The organism is Micromonospora sp. LH3U1 (genome assembly GCF_028475105.1).
GTDB lineage: Bacteria > Actinomycetota > Actinomycetes > Mycobacteriales > Micromonosporaceae > Micromonospora.
Map to the genome: position 1 here is coordinate 96,248 of NZ_CP116936.1, position 13,675 is coordinate 109,922.

At 69.8% G+C, this 13,675-nt stretch carries 17 protein-coding genes and 1 tRNA gene; 10 read left to right on the top strand and 8 right to left on the bottom strand.

Annotated elements, in window-relative coordinates:
• The first annotated feature begins 7 nt into the window (after positions 1 to 7).
• Both PCA76_RS00450 and PCA76_RS00455 read left to right on the top strand, forming a co-directional pair.
• Entirely contained in the window at positions 8 to 565 is a 558-nt protein-coding gene (locus tag PCA76_RS00450) for a pyridoxamine 5'-phosphate oxidase family protein (protein WP_272614488.1), read from the top strand.
• A 200-nt stretch (positions 566 to 765) separates the two neighbouring features.
• Positions 766 to 839, top strand: a tRNA-Gly gene (locus PCA76_RS00455).
• A gap of 58 nt (positions 840 to 897) precedes the next feature.
• Here PCA76_RS00455 and PCA76_RS00460 read toward each other — a convergent pair.
• A complete protein-coding gene (locus tag PCA76_RS00460; RefSeq protein ID WP_272614490.1) occupies positions 898 to 1,413 on the bottom strand; it encodes a DUF6886 family protein in 516 nt (171 codons plus the stop codon).
• Positions 1,414 to 1,526: 113 nt separating this feature from the next.
• Between PCA76_RS00460 and PCA76_RS00465 the strand changes: the two genes are divergently transcribed.
• Positions 1,527 to 1,895: a VOC family protein gene (locus tag PCA76_RS00465; protein ID WP_272614491.1), complete on the top strand. Its 369-nt coding sequence runs from the start codon at positions 1,527 to 1,529 to the stop codon at positions 1,893 to 1,895.
• A 643-nt stretch (positions 1,896 to 2,538) separates the two neighbouring features.
• Here PCA76_RS00465 and PCA76_RS00470 read toward each other — a convergent pair.
• The 3 genes from PCA76_RS00470 to PCA76_RS00480 all read right to left on the bottom strand — a co-directional run bounded on the left by PCA76_RS00470 (position 2,539) and on the right by PCA76_RS00480 (position 3,969).
• Positions 2,539 to 3,243: a dihydrofolate reductase family protein gene (locus PCA76_RS00470; protein ID WP_272614493.1), complete on the bottom strand. Its 705-nt coding sequence runs from the start codon at positions 3,241 to 3,243 to the stop codon at positions 2,539 to 2,541.
• Positions 3,244 to 3,320: 77 nt separating this feature from the next.
• Entirely contained in the window at positions 3,321 to 3,740 is a 420-nt protein-coding gene (locus PCA76_RS00475) for a hypothetical protein (RefSeq protein WP_272614495.1), read from the bottom strand.
• Positions 3,741 to 3,774: 34 nt separating this feature from the next.
• Positions 3,775 to 3,969: a hypothetical protein gene (locus PCA76_RS00480; protein ID WP_272614496.1), complete on the bottom strand. Its 195-nt coding sequence runs from the start codon at positions 3,967 to 3,969 to the stop codon at positions 3,775 to 3,777.
• Positions 3,970 to 4,402: 433 nt separating this feature from the next.
• Between PCA76_RS00480 and PCA76_RS00485 the strand changes: the two genes are divergently transcribed.
• The gene (locus tag PCA76_RS00485; protein WP_272614498.1) at positions 4,403 to 4,843 is read left to right on the top strand and encodes a peptidoglycan-binding domain-containing protein; all 441 of its coding nucleotides are present in this window, start codon (positions 4,403 to 4,405) and stop codon (positions 4,841 to 4,843) included.
• 133 nt (positions 4,844 to 4,976) lie between these two features.
• A complete protein-coding gene (locus tag PCA76_RS00490) occupies positions 4,977 to 5,858 on the top strand; it encodes an LLM class flavin-dependent oxidoreductase (RefSeq protein WP_272614500.1) in 882 nt (293 codons plus the stop codon).
• 28 nt (positions 5,859 to 5,886) lie between these two features.
• On the opposite strand, the gene PCA76_RS00495 is transcribed toward PCA76_RS00490, so the two are convergent.
• From PCA76_RS00495 to PCA76_RS00505, 3 genes are read right to left on the bottom strand one after another with little or no spacing between them, the layout of a single operon-like run.
• On the bottom strand, positions 5,887 to 6,318 hold the full coding sequence (locus tag PCA76_RS00495; RefSeq protein WP_272614502.1) for an ASCH domain-containing protein: 432 nt from the start codon (positions 6,316 to 6,318) through the stop codon (positions 5,887 to 5,889).
• A gap of 57 nt (positions 6,319 to 6,375) precedes the next feature.
• Positions 6,376 to 7,434, bottom strand: a complete 1,059-nt coding sequence (locus tag PCA76_RS00500) for a questin oxidase family protein (protein ID WP_272614504.1) — start codon at positions 7,432 to 7,434, stop codon at positions 6,376 to 6,378.
• A gap of 33 nt (positions 7,435 to 7,467) precedes the next feature.
• Positions 7,468 to 8,019: a phosphoribosyltransferase family protein gene (locus PCA76_RS00505; protein WP_272614506.1), complete on the bottom strand. Its 552-nt coding sequence runs from the start codon at positions 8,017 to 8,019 to the stop codon at positions 7,468 to 7,470.
• Between the two features lie 187 nt (positions 8,020 to 8,206).
• On the opposite strand from PCA76_RS00505, the gene PCA76_RS00510 reads away from it, so the two are divergent.
• The 4 genes from PCA76_RS00510 to PCA76_RS00525 all read left to right on the top strand — a co-directional run bounded on the left by PCA76_RS00510 (position 8,207) and on the right by PCA76_RS00525 (position 12,570).
• On the top strand, positions 8,207 to 8,839 hold the full coding sequence (locus PCA76_RS00510) for a septal ring lytic transglycosylase RlpA family protein (protein WP_272614508.1): 633 nt from the start codon (positions 8,207 to 8,209) through the stop codon (positions 8,837 to 8,839).
• A gap of 104 nt (positions 8,840 to 8,943) precedes the next feature.
• Positions 8,944 to 10,068, top strand: a complete 1,125-nt coding sequence (locus PCA76_RS00515; protein ID WP_272619095.1) for a PP2C family protein-serine/threonine phosphatase — start codon at positions 8,944 to 8,946, stop codon at positions 10,066 to 10,068.
• Between the two features lie 128 nt (positions 10,069 to 10,196).
• Positions 10,197 to 12,053 (top strand): acyl-CoA dehydrogenase, encoded by a 1,857-nt coding sequence (locus PCA76_RS00520; RefSeq protein WP_272614509.1) that lies wholly within the window; start codon positions 10,197 to 10,199, stop codon positions 12,051 to 12,053.
• A 247-nt stretch (positions 12,054 to 12,300) separates the two neighbouring features.
• Positions 12,301 to 12,570 (top strand): DUF6458 family protein, encoded by a 270-nt coding sequence (locus PCA76_RS00525; protein ID WP_030487564.1) that lies wholly within the window; start codon positions 12,301 to 12,303, stop codon positions 12,568 to 12,570.
• Between the two features lie 54 nt (positions 12,571 to 12,624).
• Here the strand turns inward: PCA76_RS00525 and PCA76_RS00530 are convergent, their stop codons facing one another.
• A complete protein-coding gene (locus tag PCA76_RS00530; RefSeq protein WP_272614511.1) occupies positions 12,625 to 13,164 on the bottom strand; it encodes a SixA phosphatase family protein in 540 nt (179 codons plus the stop codon).
• A gap of 112 nt (positions 13,165 to 13,276) precedes the next feature.
• Here PCA76_RS00530 and PCA76_RS00535 point away from each other — a divergent pair, with 112 nt between their 5' ends.
• On the top strand, positions 13,277 to 13,564 hold the full coding sequence (locus PCA76_RS00535) for a DUF6458 family protein (RefSeq protein ID WP_272614512.1): 288 nt from the start codon (positions 13,277 to 13,279) through the stop codon (positions 13,562 to 13,564).
• Positions 13,565 to 13,675 lie beyond the last annotated feature (111 nt).

Consider the following 13,675-nt stretch of genomic DNA (forward strand, 5'->3'; position numbering starts at 1 on the left):
TGCCCGCATGGCTTCCTGGTCCGAATTCGCCGCCGACGAGCCCCGACTCGCCGACGGGATCCGCGTTCTCCTCCAGCAGTACGGGCCGGGCTTCGGCTACCTGGCCACGGTCCGCGCCGATGGCGGGCCCCGGGTCCATCCGGTCTCCCCGGTCATCACCGACGAGGGTCTGTTCTGCTTCATCATCGACTCCCCGAAGCGCCGTGACCTCGAACGGGACGGCCGTTACGCGCTGCACTCGTTCCCTCCCGAGGAGAGCGACGACGAGGCGTACGTGGCGGGACGCGCCCGTCCGGTGACCGATCCGGCGCGGGTCGCCCGGTTGGCCGAGGGCGCCCGTGCGGAGCCGCAGGCCGACTGGCGGCTGTTCGAGTTCACCGTCGACGTGGCGATGCTGACCCGCCGCGAGCAGCCCATCGCAGGCATTCCGGGTCTCACGCCGGGCCGGCCGGCCGTGCGGGTCTGGCTCGACCCGCACGCCCCGTCGGCGGCGGCCGCGCCGCTCGCCGTACCGCAGGCGCGCCCGACCATTCTCAGCCGTGACATCCAGTACACGGCCGCCTGACCGCGGCCCAACGACGCCGCTGCCTAGATGATCAACTCGGTTTCGGTGATATCGCGGGGTCCCGGCAGCTCGGATGCCCCGACTTCCAGGAACCCGAGTGGATCAACCCGTGTCCACCCGGGCGGAGCGGCACGCGGACAAGCTACGGGCGGGGTGCCTGGGTGCACGGGCTCGGCGACTCGGGTACAGTGGTGCCGCTTGCGGGTGTAGTTCAATGGCAGAACATCAGCTTCCCAAGCTGACAGTGCGGGTTCGATTCCCGTCACCCGCTCCACGCGAAAGGCCCTGGCCAGGACGACAGTCCAGCCAGGGCCTTCGTTTTCCTGGGCAGATTACGGGCGAGGCCTCGCATTGCCCAGCCGGATGCCGCTGAAGCCGACCGAGCTGTTGATCACGACGTCCCAGAAGGGCCAGAGGTTGTCCAGCACGCGAAGCTGGATACCCGCCTCGGCGTGGCACCGCAGCAGATCACCCACTGGCTCGGCAGGGCCGAGGGGTTTGACGGGCTCGACCGCCACGAACGCGTGTGCTTCGGGCGCGCCGAAGGGTTGAAAACGATCGGCTGGTAGCCGGTACGCGAACAATCGGGCCCTCTGCATCGCTTCCAGCCAGCCGTACTCGATCGCATGGACTCGCTCGCCGCAGCCCGCTCCGACGACTCGATCACGATCGAGCTGAGAGGTGGTCGGTAGCACCCAGGCCATCGCCCGCGGGCACTGGCGCGGGAACCAGTAATCGGGAGCCCGGTCGTAGTCGACGGCCCACACGTAGGCGTCCGGTTGTTGAGCGGTTGCGGCGACATGTGGGACGAACCGGGTGATCGTTGGATCCTCCGAGAAGTGCAGCACCTGCCCAGGCTCCGGTCGCATTTCATTGTCTCTACCTGGAGGGGGTGCCAAGCTCAACGGAATTCCCGCGGCCAGCGGTCACTCCCGTTGGTGTCCGGTCTAAAGGTGGTGCCATGTTCACCGAGGCGTTCCCCATCGTGACGACACCCGACCTGCCGCGGCTGATCGCGTTCTATCGGGATGTCGTCGGCTTCGAGTTGATCTACCGGTTTCCGGACGACGGCGAGCCGGAGTTCGTCGCGCTCCGCTTGGGCAACAGCGAGCTGGGCTTGGCCGCCGACCCGGAGGCCGGCACGCCGGCGCATGCGCATCGCTGGGAGCTGTGTGTCTACGCCGATGACTGCGACACCGCCGTGAACGCCCTGCGTTCGGGTGGTGCGACGGTCACCGAGGAGCCAATCGACCAGCCATGGGGCGAGCGGTCTGCCCGGGTCACGGACCCTGATGGCAACCACCTGCTGGTGCTGTCACGCCTGCCCTAGGCGTTCCCGTAGTGCGACATTCACGGCCGATCGAGATGCTCGCCCCGGCCGGCCTCGGAACCATCGAACTCCCAGCGCGATGCTCCTGAGCTGGGTCGATACTCTGCGTGTCTGTGGACAACCGGCAGGTCTTCCACAGGGCTGTGCGAGCCCGAGAACAGAGCGGCATGCTGCGTTTCCCACTGATGCAGGGCGATGGGAGACGGCAGTGTCGGAACGGCAGGACAACGCTGATGGTGCGGGCCGGCGGCGGTCACCGCGAGAGTGGATCGGCGACATCACTGGACTCGTTGCCGCTCTCGCTGGACTGGTGGCAGCCGTAACGACGCTGCTCGTGACTTTGGCGGGCTGATGACATGCCTGCGGATGAGTCGAAGGCTCGGCCTGACCGTGAGGGCGGGCAACACGGACTTCGGACCGGCGGATGCCGTCAAAAGTCAGAGATCTTGGACAGTTTTCGTTCAGGCGTAACGGAAACTGTCCAAGATCTCCGGATGCGTCGGCCGTCGGCGGACGTCATCGTCTCCAGAAGAGGAGATGGGTGACTCCGCTGGCGCTGGGCACCGACTCGAGGTGGAAGCGGTCGAGGAGATCGGTGTGGCTGTCCCACAAGCGCTCGCATGGCCGTTTCCCGTCGGGTGATTCAGTTCCTGGTCACCGTCGGGCCTCCGCCGCTGCCCCGGTCGTCGAGCACGAGCGGGGCGTGACCACGCACCGCGTACCGGATGTGGGTTACCTGTGGGGTGTGGATGACGCGGGTCGGCGTCAGCTCGATCGCCTCCTTGTCGGCGAGGTCGAGGTCCGCGTCGAACAGACGCAGACCGGTGCCGACGACCACCGGTACGACGTGCAGCTCCAGCTCGTCGAGCAGGCCCGCCTTGAGGACTTGCCGTACCAGGCTGCCGCCTCCCGCCACGGCGACGTTCTTGCCGCCGGCCACGGCCCGTGCCTGCTCGACGGCGCTGGCCACGCCATCGGTGACGTAGGTGAAGCTGGTGCCACCTTCGCGCGGCAGGGTCTGGCGGGGCCGGTGCGTGACGACGAAGACCGGCGCGCGGAACGGTGGCTCCGCACCCCAGGGCACCTCACCCCCGTCGGCCATCCGGCGCCCCATCACGTAAGCGCCGGCTGCCTCGAACGTCTCGGCGATCACGTCCGAGTTGGTGTCCGGCTCGCCGCCGGCGAAACCCTGCCGCTCGCGCCAGGCCATCGCCTCGGTCGCCCAGCGGGTGACCCGGAAGAAAGCCGCGCTCTCGGCCGAGTCCATCCAGTTGCCGTCGCCAGCAAATTGGGGGCCGGCGTAGAAGCCGTCCACCGACACCGACAGCTGCGCGGTCACCTTCGTCATCTCGTCTGGTTCCTCTCACCGGGCGACGCCCCGTATGGGTGCCGCTCACCGAGGGGTCGGAGCCAGCGGGGATCTCCCTACCCGAGGGGTGTGTGACGTGTATCACCGGTTGTCTCGGTCAGGCCCCACGTTCCGGCGTGCTCGGGATCGCGTGACCAGCGCATGCGGGGCACCTCATCCGGGCGGGGCCTCCAGTCGCGGTAGGGCGCGATGGCCATCCGCCAGGCGATCACCGCCAGGATGTAGATGCCCGGGCCGATCAGCCAGAACAGGGCATCGCGTCGCCGGTAGGAGGCGTACGGCGCGAGCCAGGCGGTTGCCGCCATGGGCACCGCGACCGCGCTGACGTCGGCCATCGGCCCGGGACCGAACCGGGACTCGATCAACTCGCGAAGGACGAAGGACGGGACGACCACCGCGAGCACCATCGCCGCCGTGAGGACCGCGCGCATCCGACGATCCAGGGGTATGCGGGCAGGGGTTGGTTCGGCGGACATTCCCGGAGGGTACGGGCCGGCAGGCGGGGTGGATCTACGACTTACGGTCGACGATTGCCGCCTCGATCCGCAGACCGATGCCGGTCAGGATGAGGAAGGCGGCAAGGATGTGCGGCTTGAGCCCGCTGTAACCGGACGCCATGGTGAGCAGTGTGGTCATGAAGCCAGCCACCAGCGACACGGTGCCGAACGCTCGCACCGTGTCGACCCGCCGTGCCCGTATGTCCACAGCGGAACGGTAGCAAGGTCAGGTGGCGAAGCTGTCCGGACGCTGACCTCATCGGCGGGACGCCTGGCCCACGAGGTGCCGGACGGTGCGTAGCCGTGGCGGCGGTGAGGTGCACCGCGTTGGCGTTGCAGTGGTGGATGCCTCGCCGCGCACCACCGTGTGGATCTGCGCCGAGGGCTTGGGGCGAAGGACCGTGATCCTGACGGCCCAGCGGTGGGTGGAGTCGCGGGCATGATTGGCGATTTGAGGGATTTAGCCTGCCGTCTCGGCGATCGACCCTTCGCTCCGCAAGGGCGCGATTTATGGGCGGGCCGGGCAGTTTTCCTAAACCAAAGACATTGATCTGTCTGGCTGGGTGCAGTATCGTCGGTGCAAGCCGAGGGCATTCAGGCGTTGCACGGGGCTAGCCGAATGCCGCGGCACAGGAGGAAATATGTTGCTGCGTCGCATCCTGACAATTTTTGCGCTGGCGACCATCGCTGCCGCAGCCACCACGACGCCTGTAATGGCTGCTCCGGTGGGTGAAGTAGGAACCATGGCAACCTCGACCTGCAACAAGTGGATTTCCTACAACGGGGCCGACGTCCCTGCGTACGGAAGCAACGTCAATTGCTCGCTGCGCCGGGGAAATGTGAACTCTGCCGTCTTTCAGCTGCAGGTCACAATGAACGTCTGCTACGAATGGACTCTCCGTAGCAAGGGCGTCTATCCGCTCACCGCCGACAGCAACTTTGGTCCAACTACCGAAAAGGCACTACGAGCCGTTCAGGCCGCGGAATCCATTCCCGCCGACGGAGTGTATGGCCCGTATACCCGTTCGGCGATCTATCACCAGCGTTCAAATGGTGGCGTGCCCTGCCTGCAGGTGCCGTAAGCCGTAGTCGCTCGGGTCGGGGGGTGGCCGGCGGGCAAGCCGCAGGTCGCCCTCCGGCAGGCCGCCATGAGGTCCACAGCGGAACGGTAGCGAGAACCCGGCCCCGCCGTCGTCCCCGGCTAGGCTGGCGATCATGCGGATTGGCATCGTGATCCTGCCGGACCAGCGTTGGGCCGAGGCGCAGCATCGCTGGCGGCAGGTCGACGAGTGGGGCTTCGACCACGCCTGGACGTACGACCACCTGGGATGGCGGGACCTGGTCGACGGCCCGTGGTTCGACTCGATGGCCACGTTGACCGCCGCCGCCACGGTGACCTCCCGGGTCCGGCTGGGCACCCTCGTCGCGTCGCCGAACTTCCGGCACCCGGCCGCGTTCGCCCGGCAGATCACCACGGTGGATGACGTCTCCGACGGCCGGTTGCTGCTCGGCCTGGGTGCGGGCGGCATCGGCTTCGACTCGGCCGTGCTGGGCGGTGAGACGCTGCCGCCGCGTCAGCGGGTCGACCGGTTCGCCGAGTTCACCGAGCTGCTGGATCTGATCCTGCGGGAGGACGGCACCACCTGGCGTGGTGACTGGTTCGCCGCGGTGGACGCCCGCAACAACCCTGGCTGCGTGCAGCAGCCCCGGGTGCCGTTCGTGGTGGCCGCCAACGGGCCACGGTCGATGCGACTGGTGGCCCGCTTCGGGCAGGGGTGGGTGACCACCGGCACTGGCGACGACAACGACCTGCAGAGTTGGTGGGACAGCGTGTCCGCGCTGTCCGTGCGGATGGACCGGACGCTCGACGAGGCCGGCCGCGATCCGGCCACCCTGGACCGTTATCTCCTACTGGACTCGGCGCCGGTCTTCTCGCTCAGCAGCGCGCAGTTCTTCGCCGATCAGGTCGGTCGGGCCGCCGACCTCGGCTTCACCGACGTGGTGACGCACTGGCCGCGCGCCAACAGTTGGTACGCCGGTGACGAGGCCATCCTGGTGGACGTGGCGACCCGACTGCTGCCGGAGCTTCGCGGCTGATCCGATCGTCCCGCGGATGGCAACCGGATCAGGTGCCGAGGTCGCCGCTGGCCACACCGCCCTCGCCGCCGGAGACCAGCCGCAGGCGGAGGCAGACGATCGGGGTGTCGCCGTCGACCGGGGTGCCGAGCCGCGCCCAGTAGGCCGAGTGCCCGGCCCGCCACTCCTCGATCGAGCGGTCACCCTCACCTTCGGCGCGGGCGAAGTCCCATGGCACGTCGGCGAAGCGGACCACCTCGACTCCGGTGATCTCCACGACGCCGGCCAGCGCATCGTCGTCGTCGACCAGGGCGAGCCGTTCGCCGACGTGCTCCAACTCCTCGCCCTCCTCCGCGTACTCGGCGAGCCGGCCGGCCGTCGCGGTCTTCACGCCGGCCAGCACCAGGGTGTTGAGGGTTGCCCGTAGCTCGCCGGGGGTCCCGAGGGCGAGGGCGCGCAGGTCACCGATCCGAGGCCACATCCTGCCGAGGCTAGGCCAGCGCGGCCCGCACCGCTGCCGCAATTCGCCGGGCTCTGCTCAGATCAACTGGCCGGCATAGCCGGCGGCGGCGAGCAGTCGGTCGTCGCCACTGGCGGCGTGCGCGTCGAGCACCGCGTCGGCGAGTTTGACCACGTGCTCGTCGCCGTGCCGGGCCGCGCGGGCGAAGGCCTCCGCCGGGGTCGCGGCGGTCACGGTCGGCGGCGCGATGCCGTCGGCTGGGGCGTACACCGTGGTCATGGCCGCCGTCGCGGACCAGGCCGCGGCGAGGCTCGGTGCCCACAGACCCCGGTCCAGTGCCGGCAGGGTACGCAGCACCGCGGTCGGCGCGGTCACCGCGTGCACCAGCATGACCGGCGCCGCGTGCCCGAAGCGCAGGTAGTCCAGCCCGGCCCGGTGCACCAACGTGGTGAGCCCGCGCTTCGCCTCGGCCGGGCTGCGCGCGGGGCGCAGCGCCGCGAGCGCCGGCTCCCATCGGGGTACGCCCGGCAGTTGGCCCAGCCGATCCCGAACGCCCCCGGTCTGGTCGTCGATCCGGGGCAGCCCGGCCAGCGCGGCGTCCACGTCGATCCCGTCGTTGTTCGGCCCGTCCGACTCGCCGACGGTGACGCCGTCGAGCAGCCGGGCGGCGCCGGGGACCGGCTGCCAGCGGGCCGCCCAGTAGCCGAGGGCCTGGCCCAACTCGGTGAGCCGCTGTGGGTTCACCTCGTCCGAGCCGAGCGCGCGTACGGCGTGCCCGACCCGGATCACACCGTGGGTGGCGCCGGCGGCGATGCCGGGCAGCAGTCGGGGCCACCAGGTGCCGAGCACGTCGCGCCACGGGCGTTCGCGCAGTTGCCGGTCGAAGTACGCCAGCCAGTCACCGGCCCGCTTCGGATCGCCGAGCGCTCCCCGCCAGTCGTCGATCGGGTGCAGCCCTCGGGGCAGCTCGTCGAGCCGGCCGACGTAGTCGTCGAGCCAGCGGTGCACCCGCTGCTGGTGCCCGTGTCGGGCCAGCGCCTCGACGGCCATCGGCCCGTGGTTGGAGAGCCAGCCCTCGTATTCGGGGCCGGTGCGGTGCAGTCGTTCGTACGCCTCGTCGAGGATTTCGTCACTCATGCGTCGATCGTCGGAGGTGAACCTCGGTTCAGGTCAAGCCGGCAGATCCGCGGCGTTGATCAGGCCGGTGATCCGTAGATCGGCCGCGATCTCGGGCGGGCAGTCGACGGCCACGACGGCGGTGCCCAGCACCTCGGCACCGCGCGCGGCGCAGATGTCGTAGAGGGCGCGAAGTTGCGCGCCGGTACGCACCCAGTCGTCCACCACCAGCACCCGGTCGTCGGGGCCGAGGTGCCGGTCCCGTACGGCCAGGTCGACCTGCCGACCTCGGTAGTCCGGTGGGCTCTGTGCCCAGGTGAGCGACCCAGCCGGCAGCCGACCGTCGCCGGGCTTGTGAGCGGCCACGAAGCCGACCCCGAGGGCGGTGGCGGCCAGCGGCCCGAGCAGCAGCCCGGTGACCGCCGGGGCGAGCACCACGGTCGGCCGGGCGGCCCGGTACGGCGCCACCAGGGCCGGTCCCAGCCCGGCCAGCACGTCCGGGTCCCGCCACCAACCGGAGATGTCGCTGACCAGGTGACTGGTGCCGGGGCCGGGGTCGATCCACTGGAACAGGGCGGCCAGTCGGTCGGTCAGCTCAGCGGACATTCGCCCATCCTGCGGCACGAGCGGTCGGCGTGTCGGCACCCGGGCCACCCGGCCCACCTGGGGTCGGATGATCGGCTACACGTACCAGTGTAAATGCGGGCATACCACCATGATCACGTTGACTTCGGAAGTGCTTCTCTCGTTACGGTCCGACCCGGTTTGTTCAGTCGACGAAAGGACCGGGCTGGTGGTAGGTAAGCACTCCCGTACCCGCATCTTCTCCTCCCCGGCGGGCATCGTGGCCACCGCGGCGGTCGGCGTCGCCCTCGCCGTCGGGGGCACGTTCGGTGCCGTGCAGCTGACCTCCGGCTCCGGTCAGTCAGAGCAGGCGGCTTTCGACTTCACCCCGACCACCGCCGCCAGCAGCCCCACCCCCAGCTCCCCGGCAGCCTCCCCGAGTCCCAGTGCCTCGCCGAGCGTTTCCGCCAGCCCGTCGGCCACCCGGTCGCAGCAGGCCGCCTCGCGAGCCAAGGCCCGCACCGCGCCGCCGAAGCCGAGCCCGACCGCCAAGAAGACCACGAAGGCACCGAGTGTGCTGGAGAGTGGCTCGTGCGGCGCCTCGTTCTACTCCGACGGGCAGCTCACCGCCAACGGTGAGTCGTTCAACCCGAACGAGCTGACCGCCGCGCACAAGACGCTGCCGTTCAACACCAAGGTCCGGGTGACCAACCCGGCCAACGGCAAGTCGGTCGTGGTGCGCATCAACGACCGTGGCCCGTTCATCGACGGCCGCTGCCTGGACCTCTCCCGGGCCGCGTTCGCCACCATCGCGTCGGTCGACGTGGGCGCGCTCACTGTCCGCTACGAGGTCCTCGGCTGACCGGGGCGGGTGACGGAGATTCGGCCGACCAACCGGGCCGGCTGGACAGAACCTCCTCAGACGACGGGTCAGGTTCATTCACCGTTTCACGAGGATCAGGCAAACTGTCCCTCGTATCCACGCGACTCCTCCAGTCGGGCCGTCGCCCGCTGAGCCCCGGATCCCGCGCCGGCCTCGGCGCGGCCCTCGTTCTGCTCGCGATCGTGTCGGCGGTGGAGGCGGCAGACGGCCGGTCGGCGCACTACGTAGCGCTGTTGGCGGCCGTACCGTTCCTGGCCGCCGCCCTGGCATCTTGGCCGGTGGTGCTGGCGGTGGGCGCCGCGGCGACCCTGACCGGGGCCGGCTTCGCCCTGGTCGAGCCGAAGATGTCGCTGGTCACCTCGGTCAACGTGGTCGCGGTCGCGGTCGCCACCGGGTTGGCGGTGGTGGTGGCGTCGCTTCGACAGCGGCAGGCGGAGAAGCTCGTCGAGCTGACCAAGCTCGCCTCGGTGGCCCAACAGGCGGTGCTGCGTCCGCTCGGCCCGCAGGTCGGCACGCTTTCGGTCGCGGGTCGCTACATCTCCTCCACCGCGACGGCCGAGATCGGCGGTGACCTGTACGAGGCGATCGACACGCCCTACGGCGTACGGATGATCATCGGTGATGTGCGCGGCAAGGGCCTGGACGCGGTCCGGCTGGCGAGCATCGTCCTCGGCTCCTACCGGCACGTGGCGTACGAGCGGGCCGACCTGCGCGCCGTCGTCGCCGACCTGGACCGCGCGGTGGCCCGCAACGTCGGCGACGAGGACTTCGTGACTGCGGCCCTGGTCGAGGAGCGCGGCGGCACGCTCACGATCGTCAACTGCGGGCATCCGCCACCGCTGCTGCTGCGCCGGGGCGCGGTGATTTCGCTGGATCCGCCGGCGCCGGCGCCTCCGCTCGGGTTCATGCCGGTGGTCCGACCCCGGGTCGAACGCCTGGAGCCCGGGGATCGGCTGCTGCTGTTCACTGACGGCCTGGGCGAGGCCCGGCGCGACGGCGAGTTCTTCCCCACGGCCGACCGGGCCTGGCGACTGCTCGGCCACGGCACGGTCGCCGACGGGCTGGCCTCGCTGGAGATCGCCCTGGTCGAGTGGGTCCATGGTCGGCTCGACGATGACATCGCCCTGGTCCTCATGGAGTACGTCGGCGCCCGTAACGGCGCGGCGGCAGCCGTCCCGAGCTGGGAGGTCGGCGCCGCCGAGAGCTGATCCGGCCGGTGCGGCACGGAGTGTGTAATCGCTGTCACTTGGGCGATCCACTTGTCGCTGCCTACCCGCGAGTAATACAGTCGGGGTTACTGATCGGTAACACCTGTCCGGAAGCGGGGCCAGCGAGCATGACCCACTACAAGAGCAACCTGCGGGACCTTGAGTTCAACCTGTTCGAGGTCTTCGGGGCGGACCAGGCGTTCGGCCAGGAACCGTACTCGGAACTCGACGTCGACACCGCCCGCAGCTTCCTCGCCGAACTCGACCGTCTCGCTCGCGAGGACCTGGCCTCCAGCTACACGGACAGTGACCGTAACCCGCCGGTGTTCGACCCGGTCACGCACACCGCTCCGCTGCCGGCGTCGTTCAAGAAGTCCTACAAGGCATTCATGGACTCCGAGTTCTGGCGCCTGGACCTGCCGCCGCACCTGGGCGGCACCACCGCGCCGCGCGCCCTCTGGTGGGCCCTCGCCGAGCTGGTGCTCGGCTCGAACGCCCCCATCTGGATGTACGCCTCCGGCCCGTCCTTCGCGCACGTGCTGGAGGTCGAGGGCACCGAGCGGCAGAAGCGGTGGGCCAAGCTCTTCATCGACAAGCAGTGGGGCTCCACCATGGTGCTCACCGAGCCGGACGCCGGCTCGGACGTCGGCGCCGGCCGCGCCCGCGCCATCCAGCAGCCGGACGGCTCGTGGCACATCGAGGGCGTCAAGCGCTTCATCACCTCGGGTGAGCACGACCTGAGCGACAACATCGTGCACTACGTGCTGGCCCGCCCGGTGGGCGTGGAGGGCGTCGGTGGCCCCGGCACCAAGGGCCTGTCGCTCTTCGTGGTGCCGAAGTTCCACTTCGACGAGACCACCGGCGAGCTGGGTGAGCGCAACGGCGTCTACACCACCAACGTCGAGCACAAGATGGGCCTGAAGGTCTCCAACACCTGCGAGCTGACCTTCGGCGAGCACGGCGTACCGGCCACGGGTTGGCTGCTGGGCGAGAAGCACGACGGCATCCGGCAGATGTTCATGATCATCGAGTACGCCCGGATGCTGGTCGGCACCAAGGCCATCGCCACCCTCTCCACCGGCTACCTCAACGCCCTGGAATACGCGAAGAACCGGGTGCAGGGCGCCGACCTGGTCCAGCAGACGGACAAGACCGCGCCGCGGGTCACCATCACCCACCACCCGGACGTGCGCCGTTCGCTGCTGCTGCAGAAGTCGTACGCCGAGGGTCTGCGTGCCCTGGTTCTCTACACCGCCACCTGGCAGGACAAGGTCGCCATCGCCGAGGCGGCCGGCGACGAGAAGGCCACCAAGCTGGCCAAGCGGGTCAACGACCTGCTGCTGCCGCTGGTCAAGGGCGTCGGCTCGGAGCGGGCGTACGAGATGCTCGGGCACGAGGCTCTGCAGACCTTCGGCGGCTCCGGGTTCCTCCAGGACTACCCGCTGGAGCAGTACGTCCGCGACGCCAAGATCGACACCCTGTACGAGGGCACCACCGCCATCCAGAGCCTGGACCTGATCTTCCGCAAGATCGTCCGGGACAACGGCAAGGCGCTCATGGCGGTCGCCAGCGAGATCCAGGAGTTCATCTCCTCCGAGGCGGGCAACGGCCAGCTCAAGGAGGAGCGGCAGGCGCTCGGCAAGGCGCTCGTCGAGGTCCAGAACATCCTCGGCGTCATGACCGGCTGGCTGGGCGAGGCGCAGGGTGGCGACACCCGCGCTCTCTACAAGGTCGGGCTGAGCAGCCGCCGGTTCCTGCTGGCGATCGGCGACCTGGTGGTCGGCTGGCTGCTGCAGAAGCAGGCCGACGTCGCGCTCAAGGCGCTGGCCGGTGAGGTCTCCGCCGCCGACAAGGCGTTCTACACCGGCAAGGTGGCTGCTGCCCGTTTCTTCGCCCGCGAGGTGCTGCCCCGCATCGGCGCCGACCGGCGGATCATCGAGGGTGCCGACCTCGACATCATGGACCTCCCGGAGGAGGCCTTCTGACCGTGCCACGGCACGCCTGACGGTTCCGGGTCGCACCACCCGGCACCAACACCGACGGCCGGCGGGGCTACGTGCCCCGCCGGCCGTCGCCGTCTCTGGGTGCCACCGAGGCCCCCGGCAGCTCGCCCGGGGAGGGCGCGCACGTATTGGGTGAGCCCGGCCGGGTATGCCGGTGGCGTGGCGGGTAACCGTCGCGTGACCTGGAAAGGGAACGCCCAGAGCCACCGCACGGGGGAGTGCAGCGCACATGGGTGTAGGAAGCGGCATTTTTCTCATCGCGATCGGCGCGATCCTGACCTTCGCGCTGAGAGCCAACGTCTGGTGGATCGACGTGCGGGCGGTCGGCTGGGTGTTCATCCTGGCCGGGCTGGCCGTACTGCTGACCACGGTCTGGTTCTGGCAGGACCGGCGCAAGCGGGCCCGGACCCTCATCGTGGAGGAGAACCGGCTGTCTCATCCGACGGCGATGATGCCGCCGCCGCCAGACCCGCCGCCACCAACCGCGCCGCCGTCCTGAGCCTGCGCACCAGGACGCGACCTCTGAGCCACCCGTCGATGATCGGCGGGTGGCTCAGTCGCGGGCGGTGTGCCGTGCCGTGATCGGTGCTCCCGCCCGACTCAGCTCCGCCCAGCCCAGCGGAACACGGTGCACCGCCAGTTCGGCGGTGCGTAAACCCTCCTCGTCCGCCCCCTCCGGATCGAGGAGCGCGGAGAGCAGCGAGATGCCTGGGTTGTGAGCAATGAGCAGCGCGGTGCGGGCCGCCGAGTCGACCGTGCGCACCAGCGCCAACAACTCCTCGGGATGGGCGTCGTACGCGCCGGGCTCATAACGGACAGTCGGGCGAGGACCGGTCGGGCCACCCTCCGGCGGCGAACCGGTCATCCCCATCGCCACCCCGTGCCAGGTCTGCCGGGTACGCCTGGCCGTCGAGCAGATCACCACGTCGGGCAGCAGCCCGTGGTGCGCCAGCCAGGCCCCAGCCGCTGCCGCGTCGGCGTCTCCGCGTGCGCTGAGCGGCCGCTCGGCATCGTCCGCCGCGTCGCTGCCCTGATCGGCCTTCGCGTGCCGCAGCAACACCAGTGTCCGCGTCTCGGGGTCGACGTCCGTCATGCCCTCAGCTTGCCCGATTGGCGATCTCCGTGCCGGGGTAAGTCGATGGATGCCGCACCCCTACCGACGGCCGCGGCGCGTCGTACGCCAGGTTTGAGCCGAGGAGCGAGACATGGGCATTGGTGGCAGCATCTTCTTGATCGCGCTGGGCGCGATCCTCGCATTCGCCGTGGAGGCCGACCTGGGCTGGCTGAACCTGGCCGTGGTCGGCTGGGTGCTGATGCTGGCCGGTGTCGCCGGCCTCGTCGCCACCCTCTACTTCTGGAGCAGCCGCCGCCGCACGGTGGTCGCCGCACCGGTACGCGAGGAGCACGTCGTGGCTGACCGGGTGGTGCCGGTCCAGGACGACCAGGTCGTGCGGGAGTACCGCGAGGTGCGTCGGCCGGGCCGACCGGTCTGATCCTCGCTCACACACTCCGGGGTCACCGCAGCGTCGCGGGGCCCCGGCTCGCATGTACGGACGAAACCCGCCAACCCCGGGCCAGGCCCCGCCGCGCGTGGTGCGGCGTCG

Coding starts and splice junctions, on each gene's coding strand:
- PCA76_RS00450 (WP_272614488.1), top strand. CDS start 8: ATGGCTTCCTGGTCCGAATTCGCCGCCGACGAGCCCCGACTCGCCGAC.
- PCA76_RS00465 (WP_272614491.1), top strand. CDS start 1,527: ATGTTCACCGAGGCGTTCCCCATCGTGACGACACCCGACCTGCCGCGG.
- PCA76_RS00470 (WP_272614493.1), bottom strand. CDS start 3,243: ATGACGAAGGTGACCGCGCAGCTGTCGGTGTCGGTGGACGGCTTCTAC.
- PCA76_RS00475 (WP_272614495.1), bottom strand. CDS start 3,740: ATGTCCGCCGAACCAACCCCTGCCCGCATACCCCTGGATCGTCGGATG.
- PCA76_RS00485 (WP_272614498.1), top strand. CDS start 4,403: ATGTTGCTGCGTCGCATCCTGACAATTTTTGCGCTGGCGACCATCGCT.
- PCA76_RS00490 (WP_272614500.1), top strand. CDS start 4,977: ATGCGGATTGGCATCGTGATCCTGCCGGACCAGCGTTGGGCCGAGGCG.
- PCA76_RS00495 (WP_272614502.1), bottom strand. CDS start 6,318: ATGTGGCCTCGGATCGGTGACCTGCGCGCCCTCGCCCTCGGGACCCCC.
- PCA76_RS00500 (WP_272614504.1), bottom strand. CDS start 7,434: ATGAGTGACGAAATCCTCGACGAGGCGTACGAACGACTGCACCGCACC.
- PCA76_RS00505 (WP_272614506.1), bottom strand. CDS start 8,019: ATGTCCGCTGAGCTGACCGACCGACTGGCCGCCCTGTTCCAGTGGATC.
- PCA76_RS00520 (WP_272614509.1), top strand. CDS start 10,197: ATGACCCACTACAAGAGCAACCTGCGGGACCTTGAGTTCAACCTGTTC.
- PCA76_RS00525 (WP_030487564.1), top strand. CDS start 12,301: ATGGGTGTAGGAAGCGGCATTTTTCTCATCGCGATCGGCGCGATCCTG.
- PCA76_RS00530 (WP_272614511.1), bottom strand. CDS start 13,164: ATGACGGACGTCGACCCCGAGACGCGGACACTGGTGTTGCTGCGGCAC.
- PCA76_RS00535 (WP_272614512.1), top strand. CDS start 13,277: ATGGGCATTGGTGGCAGCATCTTCTTGATCGCGCTGGGCGCGATCCTC.